The sequence below is a fragment of the Planomonospora sp. ID91781 genome (assembly GCF_015711595.1).
Classification (GTDB): Bacteria; Actinomycetota; Actinomycetes; order Streptosporangiales; family Streptosporangiaceae; genus Planomonospora; species Planomonospora parontospora.
Window position 1 is genome coordinate 665079 of sequence record NZ_JABTEY010000001.1, and the last position, 23453, is coordinate 688531.

Annotated in this window: 25 protein-coding genes; 13 read left to right on the forward strand and 12 right to left on the reverse strand. The window is 72.8% G+C overall.

The features are described 5' to 3' along the window. The first annotated feature begins 226 nt into the window (after positions 1 to 226). The 4 genes from HS048_RS03055 (at position 227) to HS048_RS03070 (ending at position 2759) form a co-directional block, all read left to right on the forward strand. Complete coding sequence (locus tag HS048_RS03055) at positions 227 to 931, forward strand: dienelactone hydrolase family protein (protein WP_196466101.1); 705 nt, start codon at positions 227 to 229, stop codon at positions 929 to 931. Between the two features lie 41 nt (positions 932 to 972). Next, positions 973 to 1491 carry a VanZ family protein gene (locus tag HS048_RS03060; RefSeq protein WP_191898399.1) on the forward strand — a complete coding sequence of 173 codons (519 nt, stop codon included), beginning with the start codon at positions 973 to 975 and terminating at the stop codon, positions 1489 to 1491. 173 nt (positions 1492 to 1664) lie between these two features. Further along, a complete protein-coding gene (locus HS048_RS03065; RefSeq protein ID WP_196466102.1) occupies positions 1665 to 2417 on the forward strand; it encodes a GntR family transcriptional regulator in 753 nt (250 codons plus the stop codon). A 123-nt stretch (positions 2418 to 2540) separates the two neighbouring features. Further along, a complete protein-coding gene (locus HS048_RS03070) occupies positions 2541 to 2759 on the forward strand; it encodes a hypothetical protein (RefSeq protein ID WP_191898401.1) in 219 nt (72 codons plus the stop codon). A gap of 281 nt (positions 2760 to 3040) precedes the next feature. Here the strand turns inward: HS048_RS03070 and HS048_RS03075 are convergent, their stop codons facing one another. Next, on the reverse strand, positions 3041 to 4249 hold the full coding sequence (locus HS048_RS03075) for a hypothetical protein (protein ID WP_196466103.1): 1209 nt from the start codon (positions 4247 to 4249) through the stop codon (positions 3041 to 3043). Between the two features lie 136 nt (positions 4250 to 4385). On the opposite strand from HS048_RS03075, the gene HS048_RS03080 reads away from it, so the two are divergent. From HS048_RS03080 to HS048_RS03090, 3 genes are all read left to right on the forward strand, one after another. Continuing rightward, positions 4386 to 4961, forward strand: coding sequence for a gamma carbonic anhydrase family protein (locus HS048_RS03080; RefSeq protein ID WP_068902562.1), 576 nt, complete (start codon positions 4386 to 4388; stop codon positions 4959 to 4961). A gap of 143 nt (positions 4962 to 5104) precedes the next feature. Next, positions 5105 to 6472 carry a hypothetical protein gene (locus HS048_RS03085; RefSeq protein ID WP_230880705.1) on the forward strand — a complete coding sequence of 456 codons (1368 nt, stop codon included), beginning with the start codon at positions 5105 to 5107 and terminating at the stop codon, positions 6470 to 6472. Positions 6473 to 6705: 233 nt separating this feature from the next. Further along, positions 6706 to 6867 carry a hypothetical protein gene (locus HS048_RS03090; RefSeq protein ID WP_189237508.1) on the forward strand — a complete coding sequence of 54 codons (162 nt, stop codon included), beginning with the start codon at positions 6706 to 6708 and terminating at the stop codon, positions 6865 to 6867. Positions 6868 to 6964: 97 nt separating this feature from the next. Here HS048_RS03090 and HS048_RS03095 read toward each other — a convergent pair whose 3' ends face one another. The 6 genes from HS048_RS03095 to HS048_RS03120 all read right to left on the reverse strand — a co-directional run bounded on the left by HS048_RS03095 (position 6965) and on the right by HS048_RS03120 (position 13072). Next, positions 6965 to 7246, reverse strand: coding sequence for a metal-sensitive transcriptional regulator (locus HS048_RS03095; protein ID WP_068902560.1), 282 nt, complete (start codon positions 7244 to 7246; stop codon positions 6965 to 6967). Between the two features lie 18 nt (positions 7247 to 7264). Continuing rightward, positions 7265 to 8380, reverse strand: a complete 1116-nt coding sequence (locus HS048_RS03100) for a glycosyltransferase (protein ID WP_196466104.1) — start codon at positions 8378 to 8380, stop codon at positions 7265 to 7267. Next, positions 8377 to 9171: a hypothetical protein gene (locus HS048_RS03105; RefSeq protein WP_196466105.1), complete on the reverse strand. Its 795-nt coding sequence runs from the start codon at positions 9169 to 9171 to the stop codon at positions 8377 to 8379. The genes HS048_RS03100 and HS048_RS03105 overlap by 4 nt, the downstream gene beginning before the upstream one ends. A gap of 182 nt (positions 9172 to 9353) precedes the next feature. Further along, complete coding sequence (locus HS048_RS03110) at positions 9354 to 11471, reverse strand: (Fe-S)-binding protein (protein ID WP_307832351.1); 2118 nt, start codon at positions 11469 to 11471, stop codon at positions 9354 to 9356. A gap of 186 nt (positions 11472 to 11657) precedes the next feature. Beyond that, positions 11658 to 12257, reverse strand: a complete 600-nt coding sequence (locus HS048_RS38445; RefSeq protein ID WP_196466106.1) for a TetR family transcriptional regulator — start codon at positions 12255 to 12257, stop codon at positions 11658 to 11660. A gap of 2 nt (positions 12258 to 12259) precedes the next feature. Further along, entirely contained in the window at positions 12260 to 13072 is an 813-nt protein-coding gene (locus tag HS048_RS03120) for a sugar phosphate isomerase/epimerase (RefSeq protein ID WP_068902887.1), read from the reverse strand. A 177-nt stretch (positions 13073 to 13249) separates the two neighbouring features. Between HS048_RS03120 and HS048_RS03125 the strand changes: the two genes are divergently transcribed. Beyond that, entirely contained in the window at positions 13250 to 13948 is a 699-nt protein-coding gene (locus HS048_RS03125) for a class I SAM-dependent methyltransferase (RefSeq protein ID WP_068902551.1), read from the forward strand. Between the two features lie 15 nt (positions 13949 to 13963). On the opposite strand, the gene HS048_RS03130 is transcribed toward HS048_RS03125, so the two are convergent. Beyond that, complete coding sequence (locus HS048_RS03130) at positions 13964 to 14509, reverse strand: phosphatase PAP2 family protein (RefSeq protein WP_068902549.1); 546 nt, start codon at positions 14507 to 14509, stop codon at positions 13964 to 13966. A gap of 154 nt (positions 14510 to 14663) precedes the next feature. Between HS048_RS03130 and HS048_RS03135 the strand changes: the two genes are divergently transcribed. The 4 genes from HS048_RS03135 to disA all read left to right on the forward strand — a co-directional run bounded on the left by HS048_RS03135 (position 14664) and on the right by disA (position 17993). Continuing rightward, positions 14664 to 15044: a MerR family transcriptional regulator gene (locus tag HS048_RS03135; protein WP_068902547.1), complete on the forward strand. Its 381-nt coding sequence runs from the start codon at positions 14664 to 14666 to the stop codon at positions 15042 to 15044. Beyond that, positions 15041 to 15355 carry a thioredoxin gene (gene trxA, locus HS048_RS03140; protein WP_084008923.1) on the forward strand — a complete coding sequence of 105 codons (315 nt, stop codon included), beginning with the start codon at positions 15041 to 15043 and terminating at the stop codon, positions 15353 to 15355. Before HS048_RS03135 ends, trxA begins: the two co-directional genes overlap by 4 nt. A gap of 53 nt (positions 15356 to 15408) precedes the next feature. Next, on the forward strand, positions 15409 to 16809 hold the full coding sequence (radA, locus tag HS048_RS03145) for a DNA repair protein RadA (protein ID WP_068902543.1): 1401 nt from the start codon (positions 15409 to 15411) through the stop codon (positions 16807 to 16809). A 98-nt stretch (positions 16810 to 16907) separates the two neighbouring features. Continuing rightward, positions 16908 to 17993, forward strand: a complete 1086-nt coding sequence (disA, locus tag HS048_RS03150; protein WP_068902541.1) for a DNA integrity scanning diadenylate cyclase DisA — start codon at positions 16908 to 16910, stop codon at positions 17991 to 17993. Between the two features lie 240 nt (positions 17994 to 18233). Here the strand turns inward: disA and HS048_RS38670 are convergent, their stop codons facing one another. The 3 genes from HS048_RS38670 to HS048_RS03165 all read right to left on the reverse strand — a co-directional run bounded on the left by HS048_RS38670 (position 18234) and on the right by HS048_RS03165 (position 21276). After that, entirely contained in the window at positions 18234 to 19037 is an 804-nt protein-coding gene (locus HS048_RS38670) for a DUF305 domain-containing protein (RefSeq protein WP_196466107.1), read from the reverse strand. Between the two features lie 149 nt (positions 19038 to 19186). After that, positions 19187 to 19957 (reverse strand): lytic polysaccharide monooxygenase, encoded by a 771-nt coding sequence (locus HS048_RS03160; RefSeq protein ID WP_068902539.1) that lies wholly within the window; start codon positions 19955 to 19957, stop codon positions 19187 to 19189. Between the two features lie 644 nt (positions 19958 to 20601). Beyond that, the gene (locus HS048_RS03165; protein WP_196466108.1) at positions 20602 to 21276 is read right to left on the reverse strand and encodes a hypothetical protein; all 675 of its coding nucleotides are present in this window, start codon (positions 21274 to 21276) and stop codon (positions 20602 to 20604) included. A gap of 101 nt (positions 21277 to 21377) precedes the next feature. Here HS048_RS03165 and HS048_RS03170 point away from each other — a divergent pair, with 101 nt between their 5' ends. After that, positions 21378 to 22283: an A/G-specific adenine glycosylase gene (locus tag HS048_RS03170; RefSeq protein ID WP_084008922.1), complete on the forward strand. Its 906-nt coding sequence runs from the start codon at positions 21378 to 21380 to the stop codon at positions 22281 to 22283. 109 nt (positions 22284 to 22392) lie between these two features. Here HS048_RS03170 and HS048_RS03175 read toward each other — a convergent pair whose 3' ends face one another. Then, entirely contained in the window at positions 22393 to 23361 is a 969-nt protein-coding gene (locus HS048_RS03175) for a TIM barrel protein (RefSeq protein WP_196466109.1), read from the reverse strand. Positions 23362 to 23453: the final 92 nt, after the last annotated feature.

A 23453-nucleotide genomic window follows, 5' to 3' on the forward strand; every position in this document is an offset into this window, starting at 1 on the left:
ACTCCGGAAGGTCGTCGGTGGAACACCGTCGGCGGGACGCCGCCGACGGGAGATCGTCGGCGGACCGTCGCCGGGTGCTACGCGTGGAACGCGGTTCGCGCGAGATGAATCCTCACATTTACCCGCGTCCCACGCGTATCACCCGGTGACGGGGAACGGATGCCGGGGACGGCCGTTCCGCTGTCCTAGGCTGGTCGTCAGGAGAACGAAGATCCAGGAGGGCTCCGTGGAAGCTCGGACCGAGACGGTCACCGTCGCCGACGGCTCGTTCGACCTGCACCTATGGCTCCCGGCGAGCGGTGGCGGCCCGGCCGTCCTGCTGGTCCAGGAGATCTTCGGGGTCGGGCCGTACATCCGCAGGGTCGCCGAGGACCTGGCCGCACTGGGCTACGTCGTCGGGGCTCCCGACCTGTTCTGGCGGATCGAGCCGCACTGGGAGGCCGAGCACACCGAGGCCGGGACGATGGCGTCCATGGAGGTGGCCTCCCGCCTCGACTTCACCCACGCCGTCTCCGACGCGGCCATGGCCCTGGCGCACCTGCGGGCGCTGCCGGAGTCCACCGGCCGCAGCGGGGCGCTCGGGTTCTGCCTGGGCGGTTCGATCGCCTACGTCCTGGCCGCCTCGGTGGAGATGGACGCGCTGCTCTCGTTCTACGGCTCCGGCGTGCCGGACGCGGTCGGCCTGATGGAGAAGATCTCCTGCCCGGCGCTGCTCGTCTTCGGCGGTTCCGACCCCTACATCCCGCGCGACCAGGTCGCCAAGGTGGAGAAGGCCGCCGCCGGGCGCCCCAACGTCGAGATGTACGTCGCGGAGGAGGCCGGTCACGCCTTCCACAACCACGAGGCGCCGCAGTTCCACCACCCCGAGGCCGCCCGGACCGCCTGGGCGCACGCCACGGCCTTCCTCCGGAGCCACCTTCCCCTGACCTGACGGACCGCGCGGCGGGACGGCCGGGCTGGCATCATCACCCCGTGGAGCAGGCATGGCACACATGGGGATATGTCGTCATCGCGGCCGTTTCGGCCGTCCCGGCGGCCGTGCTCGCCGCGTTCCTGCTGGCCCGCCGCCGCGGGCGCGCCGGGCACCCCGCCCCGTGGCGGACGGCCGCCGCCGACGTGGGCGCCCTGGCCGGGACCGCTCCGTGGATCTGGATGATCCTGACCCCCGGGACCGCGCAGGGGGTGAACCTCGTCCCCCTGGTCGACCTGGCCCGGCAGGTCGGGCAGATGCCGCCGGGAGCGGCGTTCGTGCAGGTCGGCGGCAACCTCCTGGTCCTCGCCGCGCTCGGCGCGCTGCTCCCGGTCCGCTCGGCGCGGCTGGCGTCGCTCCCCGCGGTCGCGGGCGTGGCCGCCGCGGCCTCGTCCGCCGTGGAACTCCTCCAGTACGGCCTGCGCCTCGGCCGGGTCAGCTCCGTGGACGACGTGCTCCTCAACACCGCGGGAGCCGTACTCGCCGCGCTCGTCACCCGCCGGTGGTGGGCACGGCGATAGCGGTCAGGACCGTTCCACCGAAACGGACCAAGAAAACCCCCGTGGATCACCACACGGGCACGATCCACTCAAAAGAATCCCGGTACCAACCTCTGTATCTGTGCGATCGTGGACAAGGCGGGGCAAGTTCTCTGGAGACGCCAAACCCGGTTGGTGACAGAGGGTGATCAAACGTGCAGCAGTCCCCGGTACCTCCCGAGACCCCGATCTATCGGCGCATCGCCGACGGGCTCCGCGAAGCGATCCTGTCCGGCGAGCTCCGTGACGGGGACCGGCTTCCGGGCGAGAACGCCCTCATGGCGCAGTACGGCATCGCCCGTGCGACCGCCAGGCAGGCGCTGTCGGTGCTCATCAACGAAGGGCTGGCCGTGCCCAAGCGCGGTTCGGGGGTCTACGTCCGGCGGTTCCGGCCCATCAGGCGGCACGGTTCCCGGCGGCTCTCCCGTGAGCACTGGGGCCAGGGGCAGGCCATCTGGGAGTCCGACACCAGGGGCCGGCCGTACACCGTGGACGAGGTGCAGCTCGACAGGGAGACCGCCGAGGAGGACGTCACCCGCGTGCTGGGCGGGCCCGAGGTCTGGGTGCGGCGGCGGCGCTACTCGGTGGACGGGCGGCCGGTCCAGCTCTCGGTCTCCTACTTCCCCGCCGGCCTGGTGGAGGGCACCGCGATCGTCCAGGAGGACACCGGCCCCGGCGGCGTCTACGCGCGCCTGGGCGACCTCGGCCACGCCCCGGCCCACTTCACCGAGGAGGTGCGGGCCCGGATGCCGCACCCGCACGAGACCGTCCAGCTGGACCTCCCGGCGGGCACCCCGGTCATCGCGATCATGCGGACCGCCTACACCTCGGCCGGCGTGCCCGTCGAGGTCAACGAGATGGTCCTGGACTCCGCCTCATATGTACTTCAGTACGACTTCGACGCATAGATCAAGGCCGTCCGTCAACCGGTAGGTTGACCTGACCCCTGCGATCATTGATTTCTCTAGAGAGGTGTCGCACCGTCGGAGATGGAACGTCACAGCGGTCCTGGGCGCGGGGAAGGTGCATGGATGTCTTTCGACCGGCATCTGGCGGAGATAGCCCGGGAGTTTCCCGACTGGACGATCTGGCGGAGCGACGCGGGCCGGTGGTGGGCCACCCGCCACCACCCGCTGAGCTCCGCCCAGCGTGAGGCGGGCTGCGCGATGACCGTCGACGCGGACGACGCCGAAGGACTGCGCCGGCGCCTGCGCGACCAGGAGGAGCGTTCCGGCGGGACACTCCGGTGAAACGCCGGCGGAGAGCCGCCCGGTGCCGCGGTCGGCGGAGCGCTCGCGGCTCCGGCGCCGGGCCCCAAGATCGCGGAAGCCCCCGACCCTATCGGGGGCGGGGGCTTCCGCTCGGACCACCCGAACCGGCCGGGCCTCCTGAACCGCTCGGACCATCCGGGCCGTCCGGACCTCCTGAACCGCTTGGACCATCCGGGCCGTCCGGACCACCCGGGCCGTTCCGCATCCACGGGCGGGACGGTGCCGTCCCGCCGACGCACTCCCGTCAGCGGGAGGCGACCTCACTTGCGGGCGGCGAGCTCCCCGTCGCCGCCGCGTGCCGGCCCGATGCCGAGGACGGTGTCGTCGGAGACCACGACGCGGCGCCCCCCGGCGGGACCCTGCTCGTCCTCGTCCTCGTCCTGGACGATCACCCGGACGGCCTCGACGTCGATCTCGGGCTCGGAGCCGGAACCGGTGCCCGGATCAGTGCCCGAACCGGCCCCGGCCTCGGCCTCGGAGCCGGCCCCCGCGCCGGTCTCGGGACCGGTGCCCGGCGCCTCGTCCCCACGCCCGTGCCGTGACGGGGCGCCGGAGGCGACGAGCACGCCGGGAACCGGCAGGGGCTGCGCGGCGGCCGCCGGAGGGAGCACCGCCGCCTCGTCGATGAGCGGGCCGGCGCTGCTCTCCCGGTGGAGCAGGTCGCCGAGGACCGTGCCCATCTCGTTGAGGCGGCGCATGACCTCGCGGTGCGTGTCGGTGAGGTAGGCGACCCGGCGGCCCGTGCTCTCGTCCAGGACCGCGGCGCGCTGCTGGGCGGAGCTCAGTGTGGAGTGGGCCTCGGCGTTGGCCGAGGACACCGTCGACTCCGCCTCGCTGCGGGCCCGGGTCAGGGTCTCCTCCGCCTCCGCGCGGGCGCTCTCCAGCGTGCGCTCGGCCTCGTGGCGGGCGGAGCCGATCATGCGCTCCGCCTCGCTGCGGGCCCGGGTCAGGGTCTCCTCCGCCTCCGCCCGTGCCGCGCCCAGCGTCTCCTCGGCGTCGCCGCCCGCCTGGGCGAGCAGCTGCTCGGCGGTGGCGGTGGCCTCGGCGACCCGGCGCTCGGCCTCCTGCTGCGCGGCGGTGAGGATGCCCTCGGCCCGCTCGCGGGCGGAGCCGACCAGCCGCTCGGCCTCGGCCGCCGCCTCGTCGCGGAGGCGGTTCGCCTCGGCGTCGGCGACCTCGCGCTTGGCCGCCGCCTCCTCCTCGCCCAGCTTCAGGATCTGGCTGAGCCGCTGCCCGAGCTCGTCGTAGTCCTGGGGCGCGTCGGAGAGCCTGCGCCGGGCGTCCGCCAGCTCCAGCCTGCTCTGCTCCGCCTGGTCGATCGCCCGCGCGACCCGCTCCTCCAGATCGCGGATCTGGTTGCGCGTCCGGATCATGTAGTCGTGCACCTGGCGGCGGCTGTAACCACGCATGACGACCTCGAACGAGTCCTCATGCATCAGGTCGGGAAAGCTCTCGTGCTGGTTCGTCATGGCGCTACCCGTGGAGGTCGTGGGGCGGAAAAGGAGAAGTCAGAGACGACTCTGCTGCCAACCATCCGCAATCGCAACCGGAACGGGGACATGCTTGCGAAATATCGGACAGCGCGCCCCTCGTACCATCGTCCTCATGAACCGCGTCTCCCACAGTGTCCCTCGCAGTGTCCCTCACATCGCGGCCCTCGACGGGAACGCCGTCCCGCAGGTCCACCCGGACGCCTACGTCGCCCCCGGCGCGGTGGTCGTCGGCCGGGTACGGCTCGGCCGCGCGGCCAGCGTCTGGTACGGCTCCGTCCTGCGCGGGGACGACGAGGCCGTCGAGGTCGGCGAGGAGTGCAACGTCCAGGACCTGTGCTGCCTGCACGCCGACCCGGGCGAGCCGGCCGTGCTGGAGCCCAGGGTGAGCCTCGGGCACAAGGCCGTGGTCCACGGCGCGTACGTCGAGACCGGGGCGCTCGTCGGGATCGGCGCGATCGTGCTGGGCGGGGCGCGGATCGGCGCGGGCTCGCTGGTGGCGGCGGGCGCCCTCGTCGGCCCCGGCAAGAAGATCCCGGCCGGCGTCCTGGTGGCGGGGGTGCCGGGCAGGATCGTCCGGGAGCTCACCGACGACGACCGCGCCTCCTTCGCCCGCACCCCCGACAACTACACGGCCAAGGCCGCGCGCCACCGCGCCGCCACCGTCCTGCCGGTCCCTCCGCCCGTCTGAACCCGCCCGCCCGAGGCCGCTCCGGTCGAACCCGCCCATCCAAAGCCGCCCGCCCGAACCCGCTCCGGTCGCGGGGCCGTACCCGTAGCGGCTCCGCCCCCCGGCGCCCGGCCGGCCGGCGGCGACCTCGGTAGCATGACGCCGTGCGGCAGTGGGACGGTTTCGACGCCATCGAGGGCGACGTGCGCACCATGGTCACCGACCCCCGGTGGCCGGCGCTCCCGTTCCCCGCGCGCGCCCAGGCGATCGCGCTGCGCACCCTGGCCACGCCGGACGACGGCCTGTGGCGGTTCGGCGCGCACGCGCGGTGGTACCGGCAGGATCCGGTGGACGGCCGCTGGCACCTGTCGCACCCGCCCGCCGACCCGCTGATGCGGGCCGGGGCCCGGGTCGTCCAGGTCGCCTCGGCGGTCCCGCCCCAGCTGGTCCCGTCCGGCCCGGACTTCACCGCCGACCGGGGTTCGGTGCAGGGCTTCGTCGGCCCCGACGTGCCGTTCGAGATCACCGAGCGGGTCCGCGACCTGCTGGCCGCCCAGCGGGGCAGGCGCCCGGAGGACTTCCCGCTGCACGGCCCGTTCGCCGGGCTGTTCGCGGCCGAGGTGGCCAGCCCGGTGGCCGCGGTCTGGGGCACGCTCATGTGGTGCGCCTACGCCCCGGCCTTCGACGGCAACGAGGTGCTGCTGTCGATGTTCGGGGAGTTCCTGGCCCGCCCGCTCCCCGGCGACGAGTGGGTCCGCTGGCTGCCGCCCGCCTCACTCGGCGACCTGGTCGCCCTGTACGGCGAGCGCGTCCGGGCGGGCCACCCCGAGGCGGGCCGCCGGCTGGTGGCGCTGATGGCCGCCACCGCCGAGGCCGTCCGGACCGACCCCCGCTTCCGCCCCCGGGCCTCCGCGCTGCTGGCGATGGTCTCCCCGGTCCTGCACCGGACCGGTCAGGACGCCGCCGCGGCCCACCACGGCGACGACGCGGTACGGCACATGTGGCTGTCGCGGTGCCCGTCCCACGTGGCGCTGTCCGAGTCGTCGCCCGGCGACCACTTCCAGCACGCCGTCTACGACCTGGTGCGGACCCTGGGCTTCATCGCCCGCAAGGGGGCCGACCCCCGGGCGGTGGCGGCCTCGCTGCTCGCCGCGGACCTGTCGGCCCACGCGCCCCGGGCCGCCGACCGGCTCTACCCGTGGCTGGACCCCGAGCTCCGCCACACCCTGCACGTCGTGCTCACCGACCCGGCGCACCCGCTGCGGGGCTGCTGGCCGCGCACGGGCGGCGTCCCGGACTTCCCGTCGGCCTCCGCGCTGCCCTCGGCGCTGCACCCGCCGGACCGCGCCTCGGCCGCGGCGCTGCTGGGCTCGGCCTACGCCACCGGGCTCGCCTGGTGCCGGCTGTCGGGGACCGACGTGCCGGAACGGGGGTTCGCGACGGCCGCGGCGGTGGTGCACCGGCTGACGCACGAGCGGGACGATCCGCTCCCCGGCGCTTCAGGGCCATATCCACACCTGCGCCACTTTTGACGCATCTCAGTGGATTTAAACTACTAATCCGGTTATTTCATCCTTACTTCCCCTATACCCTTCTCGCTCCTGCTACGTCCCACAATTAGCTGAATCGTGATCTCGCAATCGGGAAATGATCCTTCGGGGTACGGACCGGTACCGGAGGGAATGGCCCCGATGGGCCATGGGCACGAAAGACCGCCCGCCGTACCCTCGGAGTGGGTGTGGGCTGCGGAAGGAAGGACGACGCGGTGGGGCACGACGACCTGGACCTCAGGGTCCACGACCGTGTCGCGTTGGACGAGATCGCGCTCTATGCCGAGGTGCTTACCGCCGTCGCTGACAGCGAACGGCCTCTCACCTTGGCCGAGCTCGACAACGCGCTCGGATTGAGCGCTTCGGCGATCTGCTGAAGCCAGGGCAGGACACGGTGGACCCGTCCGACACCGGTCCCGGGCCCCCTCCGCAGGGGGTCCGGGACGTGGTCCGAAAGGACGGTCCGATGACTAGTCAGGAGCGCACCAGCCGGGCGATCGCCGCGGAGGCCTCCTTGACCTTCTCCTCCGCCTCCGGGCCCCCCGTGCTGATGGCCTCCGCGACGCAGTGGCCGATGTGGTCCTCCAGCAGCCCCAGCGCCACGGCCTGCAGCGCCCGGGTCGCGGCCGAGACCTGCGTCAGCACGTCGATGCAGTAGGAGTCCTCCTCGACCATCCGCTGCAGACCCCTGATCTGTCCCTCGATGCGCCGCAACCGGGTGAGATAGGCCTGCTTGTCTCCGCTGTACCCATGCATGACCCAACGGTACCCGGGTCAGGAGCGGCCGGAGGTCTCGGCGATCAGTTTCTCCCACCGCTCGGCCACGACGGGCGCCCCGTGGACGGCCGCGGCGTCGAGCGCGCCCGCGGCGAGCTCCCGGCGCCTGCGCTCGTCGTCGATGAGCCCGAGCAGCGCCGCGGCGTACGCCTCGATCTCGCCCTCCCCCTCGCGGACCAGGACCCCGCTGCGCCCGTCCGCCACGAACTCCCCCGGCCCCCGCGCGCTGTCGAAGCCGATCACCGGGACCCCGCTGGCCATCGCCTCGATCACGGTCATCCCGAGCACCTCGGCCCGGGACGTCACCGCCACGATCGACGCCTTGGCGAACTCTCCCCCGAGGTCGGGGGTGGTGCCCATGAAGTAGACGTGGTTGTGCAGGTCCAGCTCGGCGACCAGGGCCCGCAGCCGCCGCTCCTCGGGGCCCCCGCCGTACAGCCGCAGCCGCCAGTCGGGGCGCCTGCCCGCGATGAGGGCGAACGCGCGGATCAGCCGGTCGTAGGCCTTGACCGGCACCAGGCGCCCGCCGGCGGCGACGATGCGGTTGTCCATCCGGGAGCGCGGCCAGGGTCCCGCGGGCAGCGCGTCCGGGATCATCCGGACCGCCGCCGCGCCTCCGGCGGTCCCGGCGCCCCCCGTGCCCCCGCCTCCGCCGCCCAGCAGGCGGTCCCACTCCTGGCGGCCGGTCTCGGTGGCGGCGACGACCGCGTCCAGGCGGGGGTAGAACCTCCTGATCGGCCCCGGCACCGGCGGGCGGCCCCACTCCCGGGCGATCCGCACGATCTCGCGCGGGGCGTGCCGGGCCGCCTGCACGCCCAGTCCCGGCCGGGTGGTGATCAGCACGTCGGTCCGGAGCCCGCGCAGCCGCCGCCACAGAGCCATCTCGGTGCGCATCTGCCCGGCCGGGAGCAGGTGGCGCACCCCGGGCCTGGCGTCGACCAGCCAGGAGAGCCGCACCTTGGACCCGACCGGGAAGAAGGGCCGGTCCTTGTGGCGGCGGACGCTGACGATCTCCACGTCGTGCCGCTCCGCCAGCTCGCCCGCGAGGTTGACGACGGAGCGGACGTCGCCGCGCATGCCGTACACCGAGGGGACGAGCAGGCAGATCCTCACCCACCCACCTCGATCCTCAACTCGTCGTCGGCGGTGTAGCAGGGCCTGATCGGCACCCCGTCGATCCGGGCGGCCGGGTAGTGCAGGCGGCGGCGCTTGCCGTCCACGTCGTCGAGGCGCGAGCCCAGGCGGAGCGGGCCGGGCAGGCCGTCGACCTCCAGCACGGGCTCCCAGACGCCCGGCCGCTCGGGCGCGGCGTCGACCACGTCGCACAGGGAGAGCGCGGCGTGGAAGCGCACGCCCTGGACCGTGGCGGCGACGGAGAGCTCGGCCTCGGGCTCGCTGCGGCGCAGCGCCAGCCGCGCCTCGTGCCGGGACTCGTCGTCGTCGAGCCCGGTGAAGGCCAGCAGCCCGGTGACCTCGAAGCGGCCCTCCCGGAACCAGACCGCGCGGACCTCGGCGAGCGGCTCCACTTTGTCGATCTTCAGGGCGAGGAAGCCGCCCTGGGTCCGGTAGGCCCGGTAGGCCAGCGAGCGGCGGCTCAGCGCGTAGGTGTCGAGGTGGTCGAGGGAGAACCCGGGGTCGACGCTGCGCAGCCGCGCCCGGGGGCCGTCCTGGGCGAGGTAGGCGTCCCAGCGGCCGGGGGTGAGCGTCAGCGGGGCGAGGGAGACGGCGAGGGTCGCGTCCCGCGCCTTCGTGGCCGAGGCGCCCAGCGGGACCCGGCGCTCGGTGGTGGTGGCCCGGTGGCGCAGGACCAGCTCGGCGCCGTCGGCGAGGGGCTCGTCGATCGCCAGGCGGAGGGAGAGCACGTCGGCCAAGGTGACTTCGGCATCCGTGACGACGGCACGCACCGCCGGCCCCCTCCCCGTCGAATGAGCTACGCGACGTTGAGGTTACCGTGATTTTCCCGTTATGTGGACAGCCCCAGACGGAGAAGTTTCGGACCGACTGTCCTTTTCAAACAGGCATTACAACGAGTCAGGCGCGGCCCGCAAAAAAGCGGACCGCGCCTGGCCTGTGAGCGGAAAGACGATCAGGAGGCCTCGACCGGCTCGCCCTTGACGGACTTGATCAGCAGCTGCGAGACGTCCACGACCTCCAGCGTCTCCTTGGCCTCACCGGAGTTCTTCTTCTCGTTGATCGAGTCGCCCAGCATGACGAGGCAGAAGGGGCAGGCGGTGGAGATGGTGTCCGGGTCGGTGGTCAGCGCCTCGTCCACGCGCTCGGTGTTGATGCGCTTGCCGAGCCGCTCCTCCATCCACATCCGCGCGCCGCCGGCGCCGCAGCAGAAGCCGCGGTCCTTGTGGCGGTGCATCTCCTGCGTCTTGACGCCGGGCACCTTGGCCATGATGTCGCGCGGCTGGGAGTAGACCTTGTTGTGGCGGCCGAGGAAGCACGGGTCGTGGTAGGTGATCTTCTCCTCGATCGGGGTGACCGGGACCAGCTTTCCCTCGTCGACCAGCTTGGCCAGCAGCTGGGTGTGGTGCACGACCTCGTAGGTCCCGCCCAGCTGGGGATACTCGTTGGCCAGGGTGTTGAAGCAGTGCGGGCAGGTGGCCACGATCTTCTTGACGCCCGCCTCGTTCAGCGTCTCGATGTTCTGCTGGGCCAGCATGTTGAAGAGGAACTCCATGCCCAGGCGGCGGGCCGGGTCACCGGTGCAGGCCTCCATCGGGCCGAGCACCGCGAACTTCACGCCGGCGATGTGCAGCAGCTCGGCGACCGCCTTGGTGGTCTTCTTGGCCCGGTCCTCCAGCGCGCCGGCGCACCCCACCCAGAACAAATATTCGATATCTTCGCCCAGCTTTTCGTCCACGAGCTGGACCTCGAAGTCCAGCTCCTCGATCCAGTCCGCCCGCTTCATCTCGGACATGCCCCACGGGTTGCCCTTGTTCTCCAGGTTCTTGACCATGACGCCGGCCTCGGACGGGAAGTTCGACTCCACCATCACCTGGTAGCGGCGCATGTCGAGGATGTGGTCGATGTGCTCGATGTCCACCGGGCACTGCTCGACGCAGGCGCCGCAGTTGGTGCAGGACCACAGCACGTCCGGGTGGATGACGCCGTCCTCGCCGACCAGCGGCTTCTCCAGCAGCGCCAGCACGTCCTGGCCCTGGTGCGCCCGCTGCTCCTCGCTCATCATCAGGTACGGCGCGACCGCGAAGGCATGGTCGCGCTGGTCCAGGATGAGCATCTTCGGGGAGAGCGGCTTGTCGGTGTTCCACGCCGGGCACTGGGACTGGCAGCGGCCGCACTCGGTGCAGGTGTAGAAGTCGAGGAAGCCCTTCCAGGTGGTGTCCTCGATCTTGCCGCGGCCGAGCCGGTCGCCGTCGAGGTCCTCGTCCTCGAAGTCGACGACCTTGCCGTCGATGCGCATCTCCGGAGCCGCGCCCATGGCGTCGGGCCGGCGGGAGAACATCACGTTCAGCGGCGCGGTGAAGATGTGCAGGTGCTTGGAGTTCACCACGATGACCAGGAACACCAGCATGAAGCCGATGTGCAGGAGCAGCGCGATCTCCTCCAGCAGGTGGCTGGCGGGCAGGACCGAGGCGACCGCCTCGGAGGCGAACGCGCCCGAGGCGTAGGGGAAGTTCCCGGTGTTCACCGCGGCGGCGCGGGCGAGGAAGAGCGTCCAGATGATGTTGAAGATCATGAACAGGACGAGCCAGGCGCCGCCCAGGTGGGAGCCGGAGAAGCGGGAGCCGCGGCCGAGCCGCTTCGGGGAGTTCTTGATCCGGATGACCGTGAAGGCGACCAGGCCGAGGAGGCAGGCCACCGCGATGAAGTCCTGCAGGAAACCGAGGACCGGCCAGGTGCCGATGATCGGGATGTGGAAGTTCGCCCGCCCCGTGATCGCACCCTGGATGATCGCGCCGTACGCCTCGATGTAGACGGTCAGCAGGATGAAGAAGGCCCACATGACGAAGAAGTGCGCGACGCCCGACGGCGTCCACTTCAGCAGCTTCTTCTGCCCGAGGACCTCGACCAGCTGGGCCTTGACCTCCGCGCCCACGTTGTTCCTGGCGTATTCGATCCGCTCGGGCGCGGGCGGCCCGACGACGGCGAGCTTGTACAGGAACAGGACGCGGCGCGCGGCGAGCGCGAGCGCGGCGACTGTCATGACGAGCCCGATGATGGCTACCCAGAGCACGGGTCCTCCCACAGACGGCGTTGGCTGCCAGCGAATGACCGCCGGTCATCCACAGTGACCACAGGTCGCCCCGAATCCTACCCATGGGTAACTTCCACCCGGAATGGGAAACGCGGTGAACGTGGTCACCATATGGTCAATTCCCATTCTAGAACAATGCTCTATACTCCTGCGGGCGCCCCCCGGTCAGCGGGACCCGTCCAGGTAGCGCTGGACCGCCGGGGCCAGCAGCGCCACCAGCTCCTCGACGCCGGCCGAGGCCAGCGGCTCGAGCTCGAGCACGTACCGGGCCAGGACCACGCCGAACAACTGCGCGAACGCGGCCTCCATCCGGATCGGCGGGATGTCCAGCGCCTCGGCGACCCGCAGCAGCAGGGCGTGCGTCATGAACTCCCGGATCATCCCGGCGGCCCTCTCGTTGGTCATCGCCGTGCGCACCAGCGCCAGCAGCGGCTGGCGCGCCTCGGCGTCCGAGGTCACCGTGAGGATGAAGCGGACCAGCCGCTCGCCCATCTCCTCGCGCGGCCCGGTGAGGACCTGCGGGATCACCTCGTCCGGGACGATGGGCAGCTCCATGGCCGCGACGAACACGCCCTCCTTGCTGGTGAAGTAGTGGTGGACCAGCGCCGGGTCCACCCCCGCCGCACGGGCGATGCCCCGGACCGTGGCCTTGTCGAACCCCTTCTCCGCGAACGTCCTGCGCGCCGCCGCGAGGATCTCCCCCCGCGTGTCCGCCGACCCGGGCCTGCGCCCCGGCCGGCGCCCCGGGCGCTGCCCGTCCGTCACCGTCACGCGTTGGCCGAGGCCGCGAGGTGCAGCCGGGCGAAGGCGAGCGCCTCCGCGAGGTCGTCGACGCGCTCGGTACGGCTGGCCGCCTTGCGCGTGTTGACCTCCAGCACCACCAGGCCGCCGAAGCCGTTCGCCGCCAGCCGCTCCAGGATCGGCGCGCACGGCTGGTTGCCCCGCCCGGGGACCAGGTGCTCGTCCTTGTTGGGGATGCCGACCCCGTCGGCCAGGTGCAGGTGGGCCAGCCGGTCGCCGAGCTTGGTGAACATCTCCCAGGCGTCGGAGCCCGACACCGCCGTGTGCGAAAGGTCCAGGGTGACCTGCGGGAAGTCGTAGTCGACGGGGTTCCAGTCCGGGGAGTACGGGACGACCTTGTTGCCGCGCGCCTTCAGCGGGAACATGTTCTCCACCGCGAAGACCACGTCGGTCTCCTCGCGCATCCGGGCCAGGCCGGTCTCGAAGTCGCGCGCGTAGTCGCGCTGCCAGCGGAACGGCGGGTGCACCACGACCGTCTGCGCCCCCACCCGCTCCGCGGCCCGCTGGGCGCGCTTGAGCTTGGCCCACGGGTCCTTGCCCCACACCCGCTGGGTGACCAGCAGGCAGGGCGCGTGGATCGCGAGGATGGGCAGCTGGTAGTGGTCCGACAGCCGCTCCAGGACGTCGATGTCCTGGCTCACGGGGTCGGCGCCCACCATGATCTCCACGCCGTCGTATCCCAGGCGCGCGGCCAGCTCGAAGGCGTCCGGTGTGCGCTCCGGATACACCGACGCCGTGGACAGCGCGATCTTGGCGCTGGGCACTCGGATGACGCTCATCGGAGCCTTCTCGCCTTCGGGGTCGGAGTCCATGTCGTCCATGTCGCGCGGACGCCGCGACGCCGGTCGCCCCGCTCGTCCACAATGCCAGACTAAGCGCGCCCGGGGCCGAATGGCGTCCAGCCACCCCTGTGCGGCCCGGATCACACCGATCGATCACCCGGATACGGTGTGGGGATGCCGCGGTTCGTCAAGGGGGCCATCCCCAGCCCCAACATCTGGAACACCCCGCACGTCTACGAGCTGGAGAACCGCGCGGTCGACCCCGAGGGCCGGGCCGGGGCCGCGATGTCCGCCCTCCGCCCGCTCGCCGGAGCGACCGTCCTCGACGTCGGCTGCGGCACCGGCTACCACCTTCCGGCGCTGTCCGCCGAAGCCGCGCGCGTCGTCGGCGTCGAGCCGCACGCCGACCTCGTCGAACTCGCCCGGCGGCGCTGCCGGGCCCTGCCCGGCGTGGAGGTCCGCGCCGGCACCGCGCAGGCCCTGCCGCTCCCGGACGCCTCGGTGGACGTCGCCGTCGCCCGCTGGGCCTACTTCTTCGGCCCCGGCTGCGAGCCCGGCCTGGCCGAGCTCTCCCGGGTCCTGCGGCGCGGCGGCACCGCCTTCGTGATCGACGTCGACGCCTCCCGCGGCGACTTCGGCCGCTGGTTCCGCCGGTCGATCCCGTCCTACTCGCCGCAGGCCGTGGCGGACTTCTGGGACCGCCAGGGCTGGCAGGCGCAGCCCCTCGACCTGCGCATGGCCTTCGAGCGCCGGGCCGACCTCGAGGCCGTCCTGCGCATCGAGTTCACCCCCGAGGTCGCCGCGCAGGCCGCCGCCGAGACCCCCGGCCTGGAGATCGCCTACCCCAACGTGCTGCGCTGGAAGCACTTCTGACCGGGCGCGTTCCCGTCACGCCGCCCGCACGAGGTTCCACCGGCGCACCAGCGGCGTGACCGCCCCCGTCAGCAGCAGGACGAGCAGCGGTGCCGCCACCGCCCCCAGCAGGAACCCGGCCGCGACGTCGTGCGGGTAGTGCACGCCGACGAACACCCGGGAGAAGGCCATCAGCACCGCCAGCGGCAGCACCAGGGCGGCCAGCCCGCGCCAGGCGAGGACCAGCGTGCCCGCCGCCGCCGCGGCGATCACCGCGTGGTTGCTCGGGAACGACCAGTCCCCCGTCTCGGGACAGGCCGCGATGGTCGCCGCCAGCCCCCGGCACGGCCGCTCCTCCCGGACGAGCACCTTGACGACCTCGCTGAGCAGGTAGACGGCCACCACGGCCACCGGGCCCAGCAGGACCAGCGCCATGTCCCGCGGCTCCCTCCGCCGCGCCCGCCACCAGGCCAGGGCGAACAGCAGCACGAAGACGAGCAGCCCCGCGTCCGTGCCCGTCTCGGCGAGGGCGTGCACCCACGCGGGGGTGCCCTGGGCGAACTCGACGATGTCGCGGTACACGGCCGTCCTCCTGAGGGGATGGTGAACACGGGGTGAACGAACGATCTTAGGCGGCCCTCCGGCGCCCGCGGGCCCGTTCCCCCGCGGAACAGAACGCCGCCGCTTGACCTTGACACCGGCGTCAGGGATTACGGTCGCGGAGGAGGAGGGCCGGATGCGGATCGGAGAGCTCGCCCGCCGGGCGGGGGTCAGCACCAGGGCGCTGCGCTACTACGAGCAGCAGGGCCTGATCACCGCGCGGCGGTCGGCCAACGGGTACCGGGAGTACGACGAGGACGACCTCCGGCTCGTCGCCGAGATCCGCGCGCTGCTCACCGTGGGGTTCACGCTCGCGGACGCCGAGCCGTTCGTGGCGTGCCTGCGGGCCGGGAACGCCACGGGCGGCTCGTGTCCCGAGTCCGTGGCCGTCTACCGGCGGAAACTGGCCGAGATCGACGAGGAGATCCGCACGCTGCTGGTCCGGCGGGCCGAGGTGGCCGCGCAGCTGGCCGGCTCCTGCCCGGGATGTCCGACAGGGAAGCAGGGAGAGAAATGATCACTTTGACCGCGGAGAACTTCGACGAGCAGGTGCTGCGCAGCGACAAGCCGGTCCTGGTGGACTTCTGGGCCGAGTGGTGCGGGCCGTGCAAGATGATCGCGCCGGTGCTGGAGGAGATCGAGGCCGAGTACGGCGACCGCCTCACCATCGCCAAGCTCAACGCCGACGACCACCCCGAGATCTCCACCAGGTACGGCGTGCTCGGCCTGCCGACGCTCAACCTCTACGTCGGCGGCGAGGTCGTCCGTCAGATCCGGGGCGCCAAGCCCAAGCGCATGCTCCTGGCCGACCTCGAAGGCCACATCTGACCGGGCCGGGTCTCCGGGTGAAAGTTGTCGGCCCGGGCCGGTAGCGTGCGGCCATGGCAAAGAAGGTCGGCTATCGCTGTGGTGAGTGCGGTTGGCAGACCGCCAAGTGGGTGGGGCGCTGCGGCGAGTGCCAGGCCTGGGGCACGGTCGAGGAGGAGACCGCCCGCGGCGGCGCGCACGTGGCCTCCCCCGGTGCGGTGTCGGCCCCGGCCGTCCCGATCGGCCAGGTCAAGGCGGAGGTCGCGCACGCGCGCAGCACGGGCGTGCCCGAGCTCGACCGGGTCCTCGGCGGCGGCCTGGTGCCCGGAGCGGTCGTGCTGCTGGCCGGGGAGCCCGGCATCGGCAAGTCCACCCTCCTCCTGGAGGCGGCCTCCAAGATCGCCCGCGGGCAGACCGTGCTCTACGTCACGGGAGAGGAGTCCGCCGCCCAGGTCCGGGTCAGGGCCGACCGGATCGGCGCGATCCACGACGACCTCTACCTCGCGGCGGAGACCGATCTGGGCGCGCTTGTCTCCCACGTCGAGAAGGTCCAGCCGGGCCTGCTCGTGGTCGACTCCGTGCAGACGATCGGCTCGGCGCAGGCGACCGGCGTGCCCGGCGGGGTGACCCAGGTCAGGGAGGTGGCCGGCAACCTGGTCAGGCTGGCCAAGGAGCGCGGCATGTCCACGGTCCTGGTCGGCCACGTCACCAAGGAGGGCTCGATCGCCGGCCCCCGGACGCTGGAGCACCTCGTCGACGTCGTGCTCCACTTCGAGGGCGACCGCCACTCCCGGCTCCGCATGGTCCGCGCGATCAAGAACCGCTACGGCCCCGTCGACGAGGTCGGCTGCTTCGACCTGCACGAGGGCGGCATCGAGGGCATCACCGACGCCAGCGGGCTGTTCGTCTCCCACCGCGCCGAGCCCGTCCCCGGCACGTGCGTCACGGTCACCATGGAGGGCACCCGGCCGCTGCCCGCCGAGGTCCAGGCGCTGGTCGCGCGGACCGAGGCCCAGCAGCCGCGCCGCTCCTCCTCCGGTCTCGACCCCTACCGGGTGACCATGGTGCTGGCCGTGCTGGAGCGGCGGCTCAACGCCAAGCTCGGCGGCTGCGACGTGTTCACCGCGACCGTGGGCGGGATCAAACTCGCCGACCCGGCGATCGACCTGTCGGTGATGCTCGCGGTGGCCAGCGCGGCCGGCGACCGGGCGCTCCCGTCCGGGCTCGTGGTGCTGGGCGAGGTGGGCCTGGCCGGAGAGCTCCGCCAGGTGCGCGACGTACGGCGCCGCCTGTCGGAGGCGGCGCGACTCGGCTTCACCCGCGCGCTGGTCCCGGCGGGCTCCCTCGACGCCGGCCGGGGCAGGCGCGGCGAGAGCTCCCTCGTCCGGGCCGACGGCCGCTCCAGCTTCGCGCCGGGCTTCGACGTCGTCGAGGCGGAGAACGTCTGGGACGCCCTCAACCACGTCACGTCCTGAAGGCCGGGGCCCGCCGCGGGCCTTCGGTAAGCTGGGCGCCGGACCCCGGTGACGGCTTTCGGACCCGCCGGGCTCTCGACACGGACCACGGGGGTCATGTGGCAGCAACCGACAAGGGCCTCGACGAGCGCCGCAGAGCCGTCCTGGCCTCGGTCGCGCCGGGCACCGCGTTGCGCGACGGCCTGGAGCGCATCCTGCGCGGGCACACCGGCGGCCTGATCGTGCTGGGATACGACCGCGTGGTCGAGGAGATCTGCAGCGGCGGGTTCGAGCTGGACGTCGAGTTCTCCGCCACGCGGCTGCGCGAGCTGGCCAAGATGGACGGCGCCATCGTGCTGAGCTGCGACGGCCACCGGATCGTGCGCGCGGCCGTGCACCTGGTGCCCGACCCCTCCATCCCCACGGACGAGTCCGGCACCAGGCACCGGACCGCCCAGCGGGTCTCGGTGCAGACCTTCTTCCCCGTCGTCTCCCTCAGCAAGTCCATGCGGATCATCGCCCTCTACCTGGACGGCGTCCGCTACGTGCTGGAGGAGTCGGCGGCGATCCTGTCCCGGGCCAACCAGGCCCTCGCCACCCTCGAGCGGTACAAGTTCCGGCTGGACGAGGTCTCCGGCACGCTGTCGGCGCTGGAGATCGAGGACCTGGTGACGGTCCGCGACATCGCGGTGGTCCTGCAGCGGCTCGAGATGGTCCGCCGGATCTCCGACGAGATCGCGGACTACGTCGTCGAGCTCGGCACGGACGGCCGGCTGCTCTCCCTGCAGCTGGACGAGCTGGTCGCCGGGACGGAGAGCGACCGCGAGCTCATCGTGCGCGACTACCTGCCCGTGACGGGCCGCCGGGCCCGTACGGTCGCCGGAGCCCTGCACGAACTGGACGGCCTCTCCTCCACCGCCCTGCTCGACCTGGTCTCGGTGGCCGGCATCCTCGGCCACACGGGCGCCGACGCCCTGGACTCCCCGGCGAGCCCGCGCGGCCACCGCCTGCTGGCCAAGGTCCCGCGGCTCCCCGCCGCGGTCGTCGACCGCCTGGCTGACCAGTTCGGCAGCCTGCAGAAACTCCTGGCCGCCAGCACCGAGGACCTGCAGGAGGCGGGCGGCGTCAGCGAGACCCGCGCCCGCCACATCCGCGAGGGTCTGTCCCGCCTCGCCGAGTCGTCCATCCTGGAGCGCTACGTCTGACGGACGCGACCCGGAAGAAGGCCCCTCCCGGCCGGAACCCGTCCGGAGGGGACGCGCCCTTCCCGGGGACGCACAGCTCCGCCCGGAACAGCGGTCCCCTCGGAAGCCGGTCCCCTGCCGACCTCCTCCGTGGCCATCCCCTGCCGGCCCCCTCGATGCCGATCCTCTGCCGATCTCCCCCGTGACGGCTCCCTGCAGGGCTCCTCGATGCAGGCCTCCTCGATGCCGGTCCCGGAGAGCTCAGGAGCCCAGTTCGCCGAGCATCGCCTTGATCTGCGCGGAGCGCGACAGGTCGATCCGCCGGGCCAGCTCGACCACCTCGGGATGCCGCCCGTCCCGGATCTCGGCGCGGGCCATCTCGACGGCGTTGTGCTGGTGGGCGACCATCACGTTGAGGAACCTGACGTCGAACGCGGCTCCGGTCGCCCTCCTGAGCGCCACGGCCTCCTCGGGGCCGGTGACGTGCAGGCCGCCGTGCGCGTCGTGGGCGTGCGCCTCGGCCTCCAGGGGGCGCCGCCAGCGTTCCAGCCGACCGGCCATGGCCTCGGCCTCCTGGTCCTGGGTGGCCGCGATCGCCGCCGCCAGCGCCTTCACCGTGCCCCGGGCGGACCGGGAGCCGGCCAGGCCCGCCAGCTCCGCCCCCTGCCGGTTGTGGGGGATCATCATCTGCAGGAACATCACGTCGGCGTCGTTGAAGGAGCCGGCCCCGGCCGGACCGTCCTCCCGGCCGGCCGCGGCCCTGCCGGTCCCGGTGAGGCCGTCCTCGGCGGGCACCGTGGCCGCGGGGGTCCCGGAGGCCGGGTTCCCGGAGGCCGGGTTCCCAGAGGCTGGGGCGGTGGCGGGAGTCGCGGTGGCGGGGTTCTGTTCCGCGGCGGGCACCCGGGCGGCGTGACCGGCATGAGGGCCGGCACCGTGACCGGCGCCGTGACCGGCATGGCGGCCGTGCGAGTCGGCCGCCGTCCCGCACCCGGAGAGCGCCAGCACGCCCGTGACGGTGAGAGCGAGGGCGAGGCGCCCGGCGGAGGCCGTCCCGCGGGCGCTCACGGGCACCGTCTCATCCGCGTCGCCCCATCGGTGGCGTCTCGTCCATTTCATCTCATTCGTGTCGTCTCATTCACGTCACATCTCCTGGTCGGAACCGGGTTCCCGCCGCGCGGGCGCCGCACCGGGGCGGCGCGGCGCCCGCGGACCGGTCAGACCCGCTGCCAGAGAGCCGGGACGTTCGGCGGCTCCCACCCACCCAGGGCGGTGTGCGCCTGGATGCACCGGTAGGCGGCACCGCCGTACGTGACCTTGGCGCCGACCGCGTACCAGGTCCCCGCCTTCCACGTCCCTCCCGGAGTGGCCGGGGGCGGGGTGGACGGCTTGGTCGGAGCCGGGGTCGGCGCGGGCGTGGACGGCCTGGTCGGAGTCGGGGTGGGGGCCGGGGGCGGGGTGCTCCCGCCACCGCTGCCGCCGCCGACCTGCAGGTCGATGCACGAGTAGAAGGCGTTGACCGTGTCGGCGATGTTCCAGACGGCGAGGACCTTCTGCCGCCCGCTGTAGCCCGACAGGTTCACCACGTGCGAGACCGTCGCGCCGGGCTGCCTGCCCCCGTCGTTGAAGGTGGCGATCTTCTTGTTGCCGATGTAGTAGTCCCAGTGGCTGGTGGAGTGGCGAGCGGTCAGCACCCAGTTGAAGGTCACGCTGTTGCCGACGGGTGTGGCCGGCCAGGCCCTGCTCTCGTCGCTGAGCACGGAGAACCGGCCGACCCCGCCGTGGCAGTTCATCTGCCCCTTGGGGCCCTCGACGCTCTGCGGCTCGTAGACGATCGCGCCGCAGTTCGCGACGCGCCCCTGGGCGCACATGGCCTGGCGGCTCGGCGGCGATGACACGTAACCGTGGGCCAGGGCGGGGGAGGCGGCGAAAACCGTGGCACCGAAGCTGACCGCTGCCATGGTGAGGAGCGTGGCCGTTCTACGCATTTACCATTCCTTGCTCGGGGTCTGCGGAAGGCGGATGACAATGCCTTCCCTTACGGCGGACGAACGCCCGGCCCTTTTCCCGGACCGCCGTAGAAAGGGCGCGGTCATTCAGGGGCCGGATCGCGCCGGATCACGGAGCGGGCCCTCCAGTCCGGGACGGCCTGCCGGCAGGCCGTCGGCCGTCTCCGTGATCACCACCCGAGGGGACATCATCCCCGCAGGTCAGAGGTTATTAACGTCGTTCGGGATCCGGGCCACCGGGTGGCCTCCGTCCCGCGCGACCCCCACCGGGCCACCCGGGCGCGGCCTTCCCGCCGAGGCGGCGGCTCACCTCGTCCGGCGGCGCGGAGAAACGGCGGGGAATTCTCACGAGAGGGCGTCTCCTTCATACTCCGTGAAACTGGTTATTTTTATAGCACGGAAGATGAATCGCCCATCTTATGGGAGGCTTAAATCGCCTTCAGCGCCACCATAACGGCGCTCGGGAGAACTCCGGCCGGAGAGATCGCCCGGAGGCATCACGACGGCCCGGCCGGAGAGACCACCCCACAGGCCGGCCGGAGGCATCGCAACAGACCGATCGGAGACGGCCCCGCGGCCCGGCCGGGGGCCGGATCGCGCCGGCCGCCGCCTCCGCACCGCCGTCAGCGCAGGTGGAAGACCACCTTGTCGCTCTTCAGCCGGGGGGCCCGGACCATGGCCACGTAGGTCCCCGGACGGGCCTCGGCCCGCTTCGCCCTGCAGTCGGATCCCGACCTGCGGCGGTCCCACTGGATCTGCCGGACGTACGGGATGCCGCGCTCCAGCTTGCGGATGTCATCGGTCTCGCCGCTGAGGCAGTCGGCCGACGACCAGACGCGGTCGTCACCCGAGGTGATGCGGACCTCCGTCGTCCGCGGCCCCACGTCGGCCGTGCACATCACCTTGCCGGTGTTGACCAGCGTGAGGATGAACCGCGGGCGCTCGTCCGCGCCGTAGACCTCCCCCTCGCCCATGAGGCTCAGCACCAGGTCGGCGGCGTCGCAGGCGTCCCCCGGCCGCTTGGGCCGGGGGACCGGCTTGGCCGGCCTCGGGGAGGGGGTCGGAGCCGTCGGAGTCGGGGTGATGGCGGCCACCGGCAGGGTGGCCAGGAGCGGGTCCGGGGCGGGCGACCGGCTCGTCGGAGCCGCCTGGGCCTTCGAGGCGCTCTCCGGCCCGCCCGCCGCCGAGCAGGCCCAGGCCACGATCGCGACCACCACGAGGACGGCGACGAGCGCGATCAGCCGGCGCCTCCAGTAGACGTCGACCCCCATGTCACTGCGGAACGTGTCCGGATCCATGCGCACAGTATGGGGAGCCCTTGGGGAACCCCGGCGGCGACCCGCCGTTCCCCTACGGTTCCTTGGGTAAACATGTCGGCGGGCGGCACTATCGTCGAGGCGTGGCCAAGCGCAATCTCCTGCTGACTCCCGTTCTCGAGTGGTATGCCAGGTGCGCCCGCGAGCTGCCGTGGCGCGAGCCCGGCGCCACCCCCTGGTCGATCCTGGTCAGCGAGATCATGCTCCAGCAGACGCCGGTGGTCCGGGTGCTCCCCGTCTGGACCGAGTGGATGGAGCGCTGGCCGACCCCCGCCGCCCTGGCCGCCGAGCCTCCCGGCGAGGCCGTACGCCACTGGGGCCGCCTCGGCTACCCGCGCCGCGCCCTCAACCTGCACGCCTGCGCCCGAGCGGTCACCGAACTGCACGGCGGACGGGTCCCCGCCGACCACGCCACGCTGCTCACCCTCCCCGGCGTCGGCGAGTACACCGCGGCCGCGGTCGCCAGCTTCGCCTTCGGCGGACGCCACGCCGTGCTCGACACCAACGTCCGCCGGGTGCTGGCGCGTGCCGTACGGGGGGAGGAATACCCCCCCAAGGCCACCACCGCCGCCGAGCGCGTGCTCGCCGAGTCCCTGCTCCCCGGGCCGGAGGACGCGCCCGTCTGGGCCGTCGCCGTGATGGAGCTGGGCGCCCTGGTCTGTACGGCACGCGCCCCCCGCTGCGCCGACTGCCCGATCCGCGACCGGTGCGCCTGGCGCCTGGCGGGCAAGCCCCCCTACGAGGGCCCCGCCCGCAGGGGGCAGACCTACACGGGCACCGACCGCCAGTGCCGCGGCCGTCTCCTGGCCGTCCTGCGCGAGGCCCACGGACCCGTCCCCAAGGCGGCCCTCGACTCCGTCTGGGACGAGCCCGTCCAGCGTGAGCGCGCCCTCGACGGCCTCGTCGCCGACGGCCTGGCGGAGGTCCTCGACGACGGCACCTACCGTCTGCCGGGCGGCCCGCCCGCTCGTCCTCCCGCCATGGGATGAGCCCTCGGACGGCGCAGCGGGGCGGCACAGGACCGTTCGGACGGCGGGAGCGCCAGGCGGGTGGGCGGTGGTCGGCGGCTCAGGCGGGCGGTGACGGGCGACGGGCCGCTCAGGCGGCGAGCCGCAGGCCCAGGGCGGTGAGGTTGCTGCGGGCCCAGTCGAGCTCCTCGGCCAGCGCGCTGACCAGCGCGCCGGGACCCTTCGTCCGCAGCGGCACGGCCAGGTCGTGGATCTCGACCTCGATGTGGGCGGTGCCGCTCACCGCCCCGGAGAGCATCGCGGTGAGCGTGTCCTCCAGCACCGGGCGGGTGCTCGGCAGCTCCCGGCAGGAGTCGCCCGCGTGGTTGTGGACGTGCCCGAGCTTGACCACGGGCGTGCCCGCCGCGGCCAGGCCGCGCAGCGCCGTCCCGGCCTCCTCCGTGATCCCGGCGCCCGCCGTGCCCCCGGCCAGGTGGCAGGCGTCCAGGCAGACCCCGAGGTGCTCGGAGTCGATGCCGCAGACCCGCTCGAGGGCCTGCTCGGTGGTCTCCAGCACGCAGCCGGGCCAGGGCTCGAAGCCGACCCTGATGGTCTTGCCGGTCACGCCGTACAGGCCCCTCAGCTCGCGGGAGAGGCGTTCGAGGCGGCGGGCGGCGATCGCGTGCAGGTCGGCGGGCCAGTCGCGGCGCCAGCCGATGGGGATGGTGGAGATGCTGCCGAACCGCACGTCCTCCGGGAGCAGGAAGGCCAGGATCCTGGCCAGCGCCATCGTGTAGCGGTAGCGCTCGGGCTTGGCCCAGTCAGGTCCGGGGGCCTCCTGGTTGCGGCCGCCGGTGCCGTTGAGGCTGACCACCTCCAGGCCGCGCTCCTCCAGGGAGCGGCGGAGCCGTACCAGCTCGATCCGGTCGGCGGTGAGGTGGTCGGCGACGGCCGGCGAGAGCCAGAGGCCCACGCCCATCCGCTCCACGCCGAGGCGCCTGCGCACCGGGACCGCGTAGCGGGTCAGGTGCGCGATCAGGTTCTCCAGGTCCTCGGCGGGATGCACGCCCGCGTTGTAGGCCAGGTGGACGAGCGTCCCGTCCTCGTGCCGCAAGCGCATCGGGTGCCTCCCAGGCGTGTTCCGTGTAAGAGACTCCGGTCGTCCGCGGCCGCCCTGCGCCCGCGGGCCCGGCCTCGTGGGCCGTCGCGTCC

Coding starts and splice junctions, on each gene's coding strand:
- HS048_RS03070 (WP_191898401.1), top strand. CDS start 2,541: ATGTCTTTCGACCGGCATCTGGCGGAGATAGCCCGGGAGTTTCCCGAC.
- HS048_RS03075 (WP_196466103.1), bottom strand. CDS start 4,249: ATGACGAACCAGCACGAGAGCTTTCCCGACCTGATGCATGAGGACTCG.
- HS048_RS03080 (WP_068902562.1), top strand. CDS start 4,386: ATGAACCGCGTCTCCCACAGTGTCCCTCGCAGTGTCCCTCACATCGCG.
- HS048_RS03095 (WP_068902560.1), bottom strand. CDS start 7,246: ATGCATGGGTACAGCGGAGACAAGCAGGCCTATCTCACCCGGTTGCGG.
- HS048_RS03120 (WP_068902887.1), bottom strand. CDS start 13,072: ATGAGCGTCATCCGAGTGCCCAGCGCCAAGATCGCGCTGTCCACGGCG.
- HS048_RS03125 (WP_068902551.1), top strand. CDS start 13,250: ATGCCGCGGTTCGTCAAGGGGGCCATCCCCAGCCCCAACATCTGGAAC.
- HS048_RS03135 (WP_068902547.1), top strand. CDS start 14,664: ATGCGGATCGGAGAGCTCGCCCGCCGGGCGGGGGTCAGCACCAGGGCG.
- trxA (WP_084008923.1), top strand. CDS start 15,041: ATGATCACTTTGACCGCGGAGAACTTCGACGAGCAGGTGCTGCGCAGC.
- radA (WP_068902543.1), top strand. CDS start 15,409: ATGGCAAAGAAGGTCGGCTATCGCTGTGGTGAGTGCGGTTGGCAGACC.
- HS048_RS03160 (WP_068902539.1), bottom strand. CDS start 19,957: ATGCGTAGAACGGCCACGCTCCTCACCATGGCAGCGGTCAGCTTCGGT.
- HS048_RS03165 (WP_196466108.1), bottom strand. CDS start 21,276: ATGGATCCGGACACGTTCCGCAGTGACATGGGGGTCGACGTCTACTGG.
- HS048_RS03175 (WP_196466109.1), bottom strand. CDS start 23,361: ATGCGCTTGCGGCACGAGGACGGGACGCTCGTCCACCTGGCCTACAAC.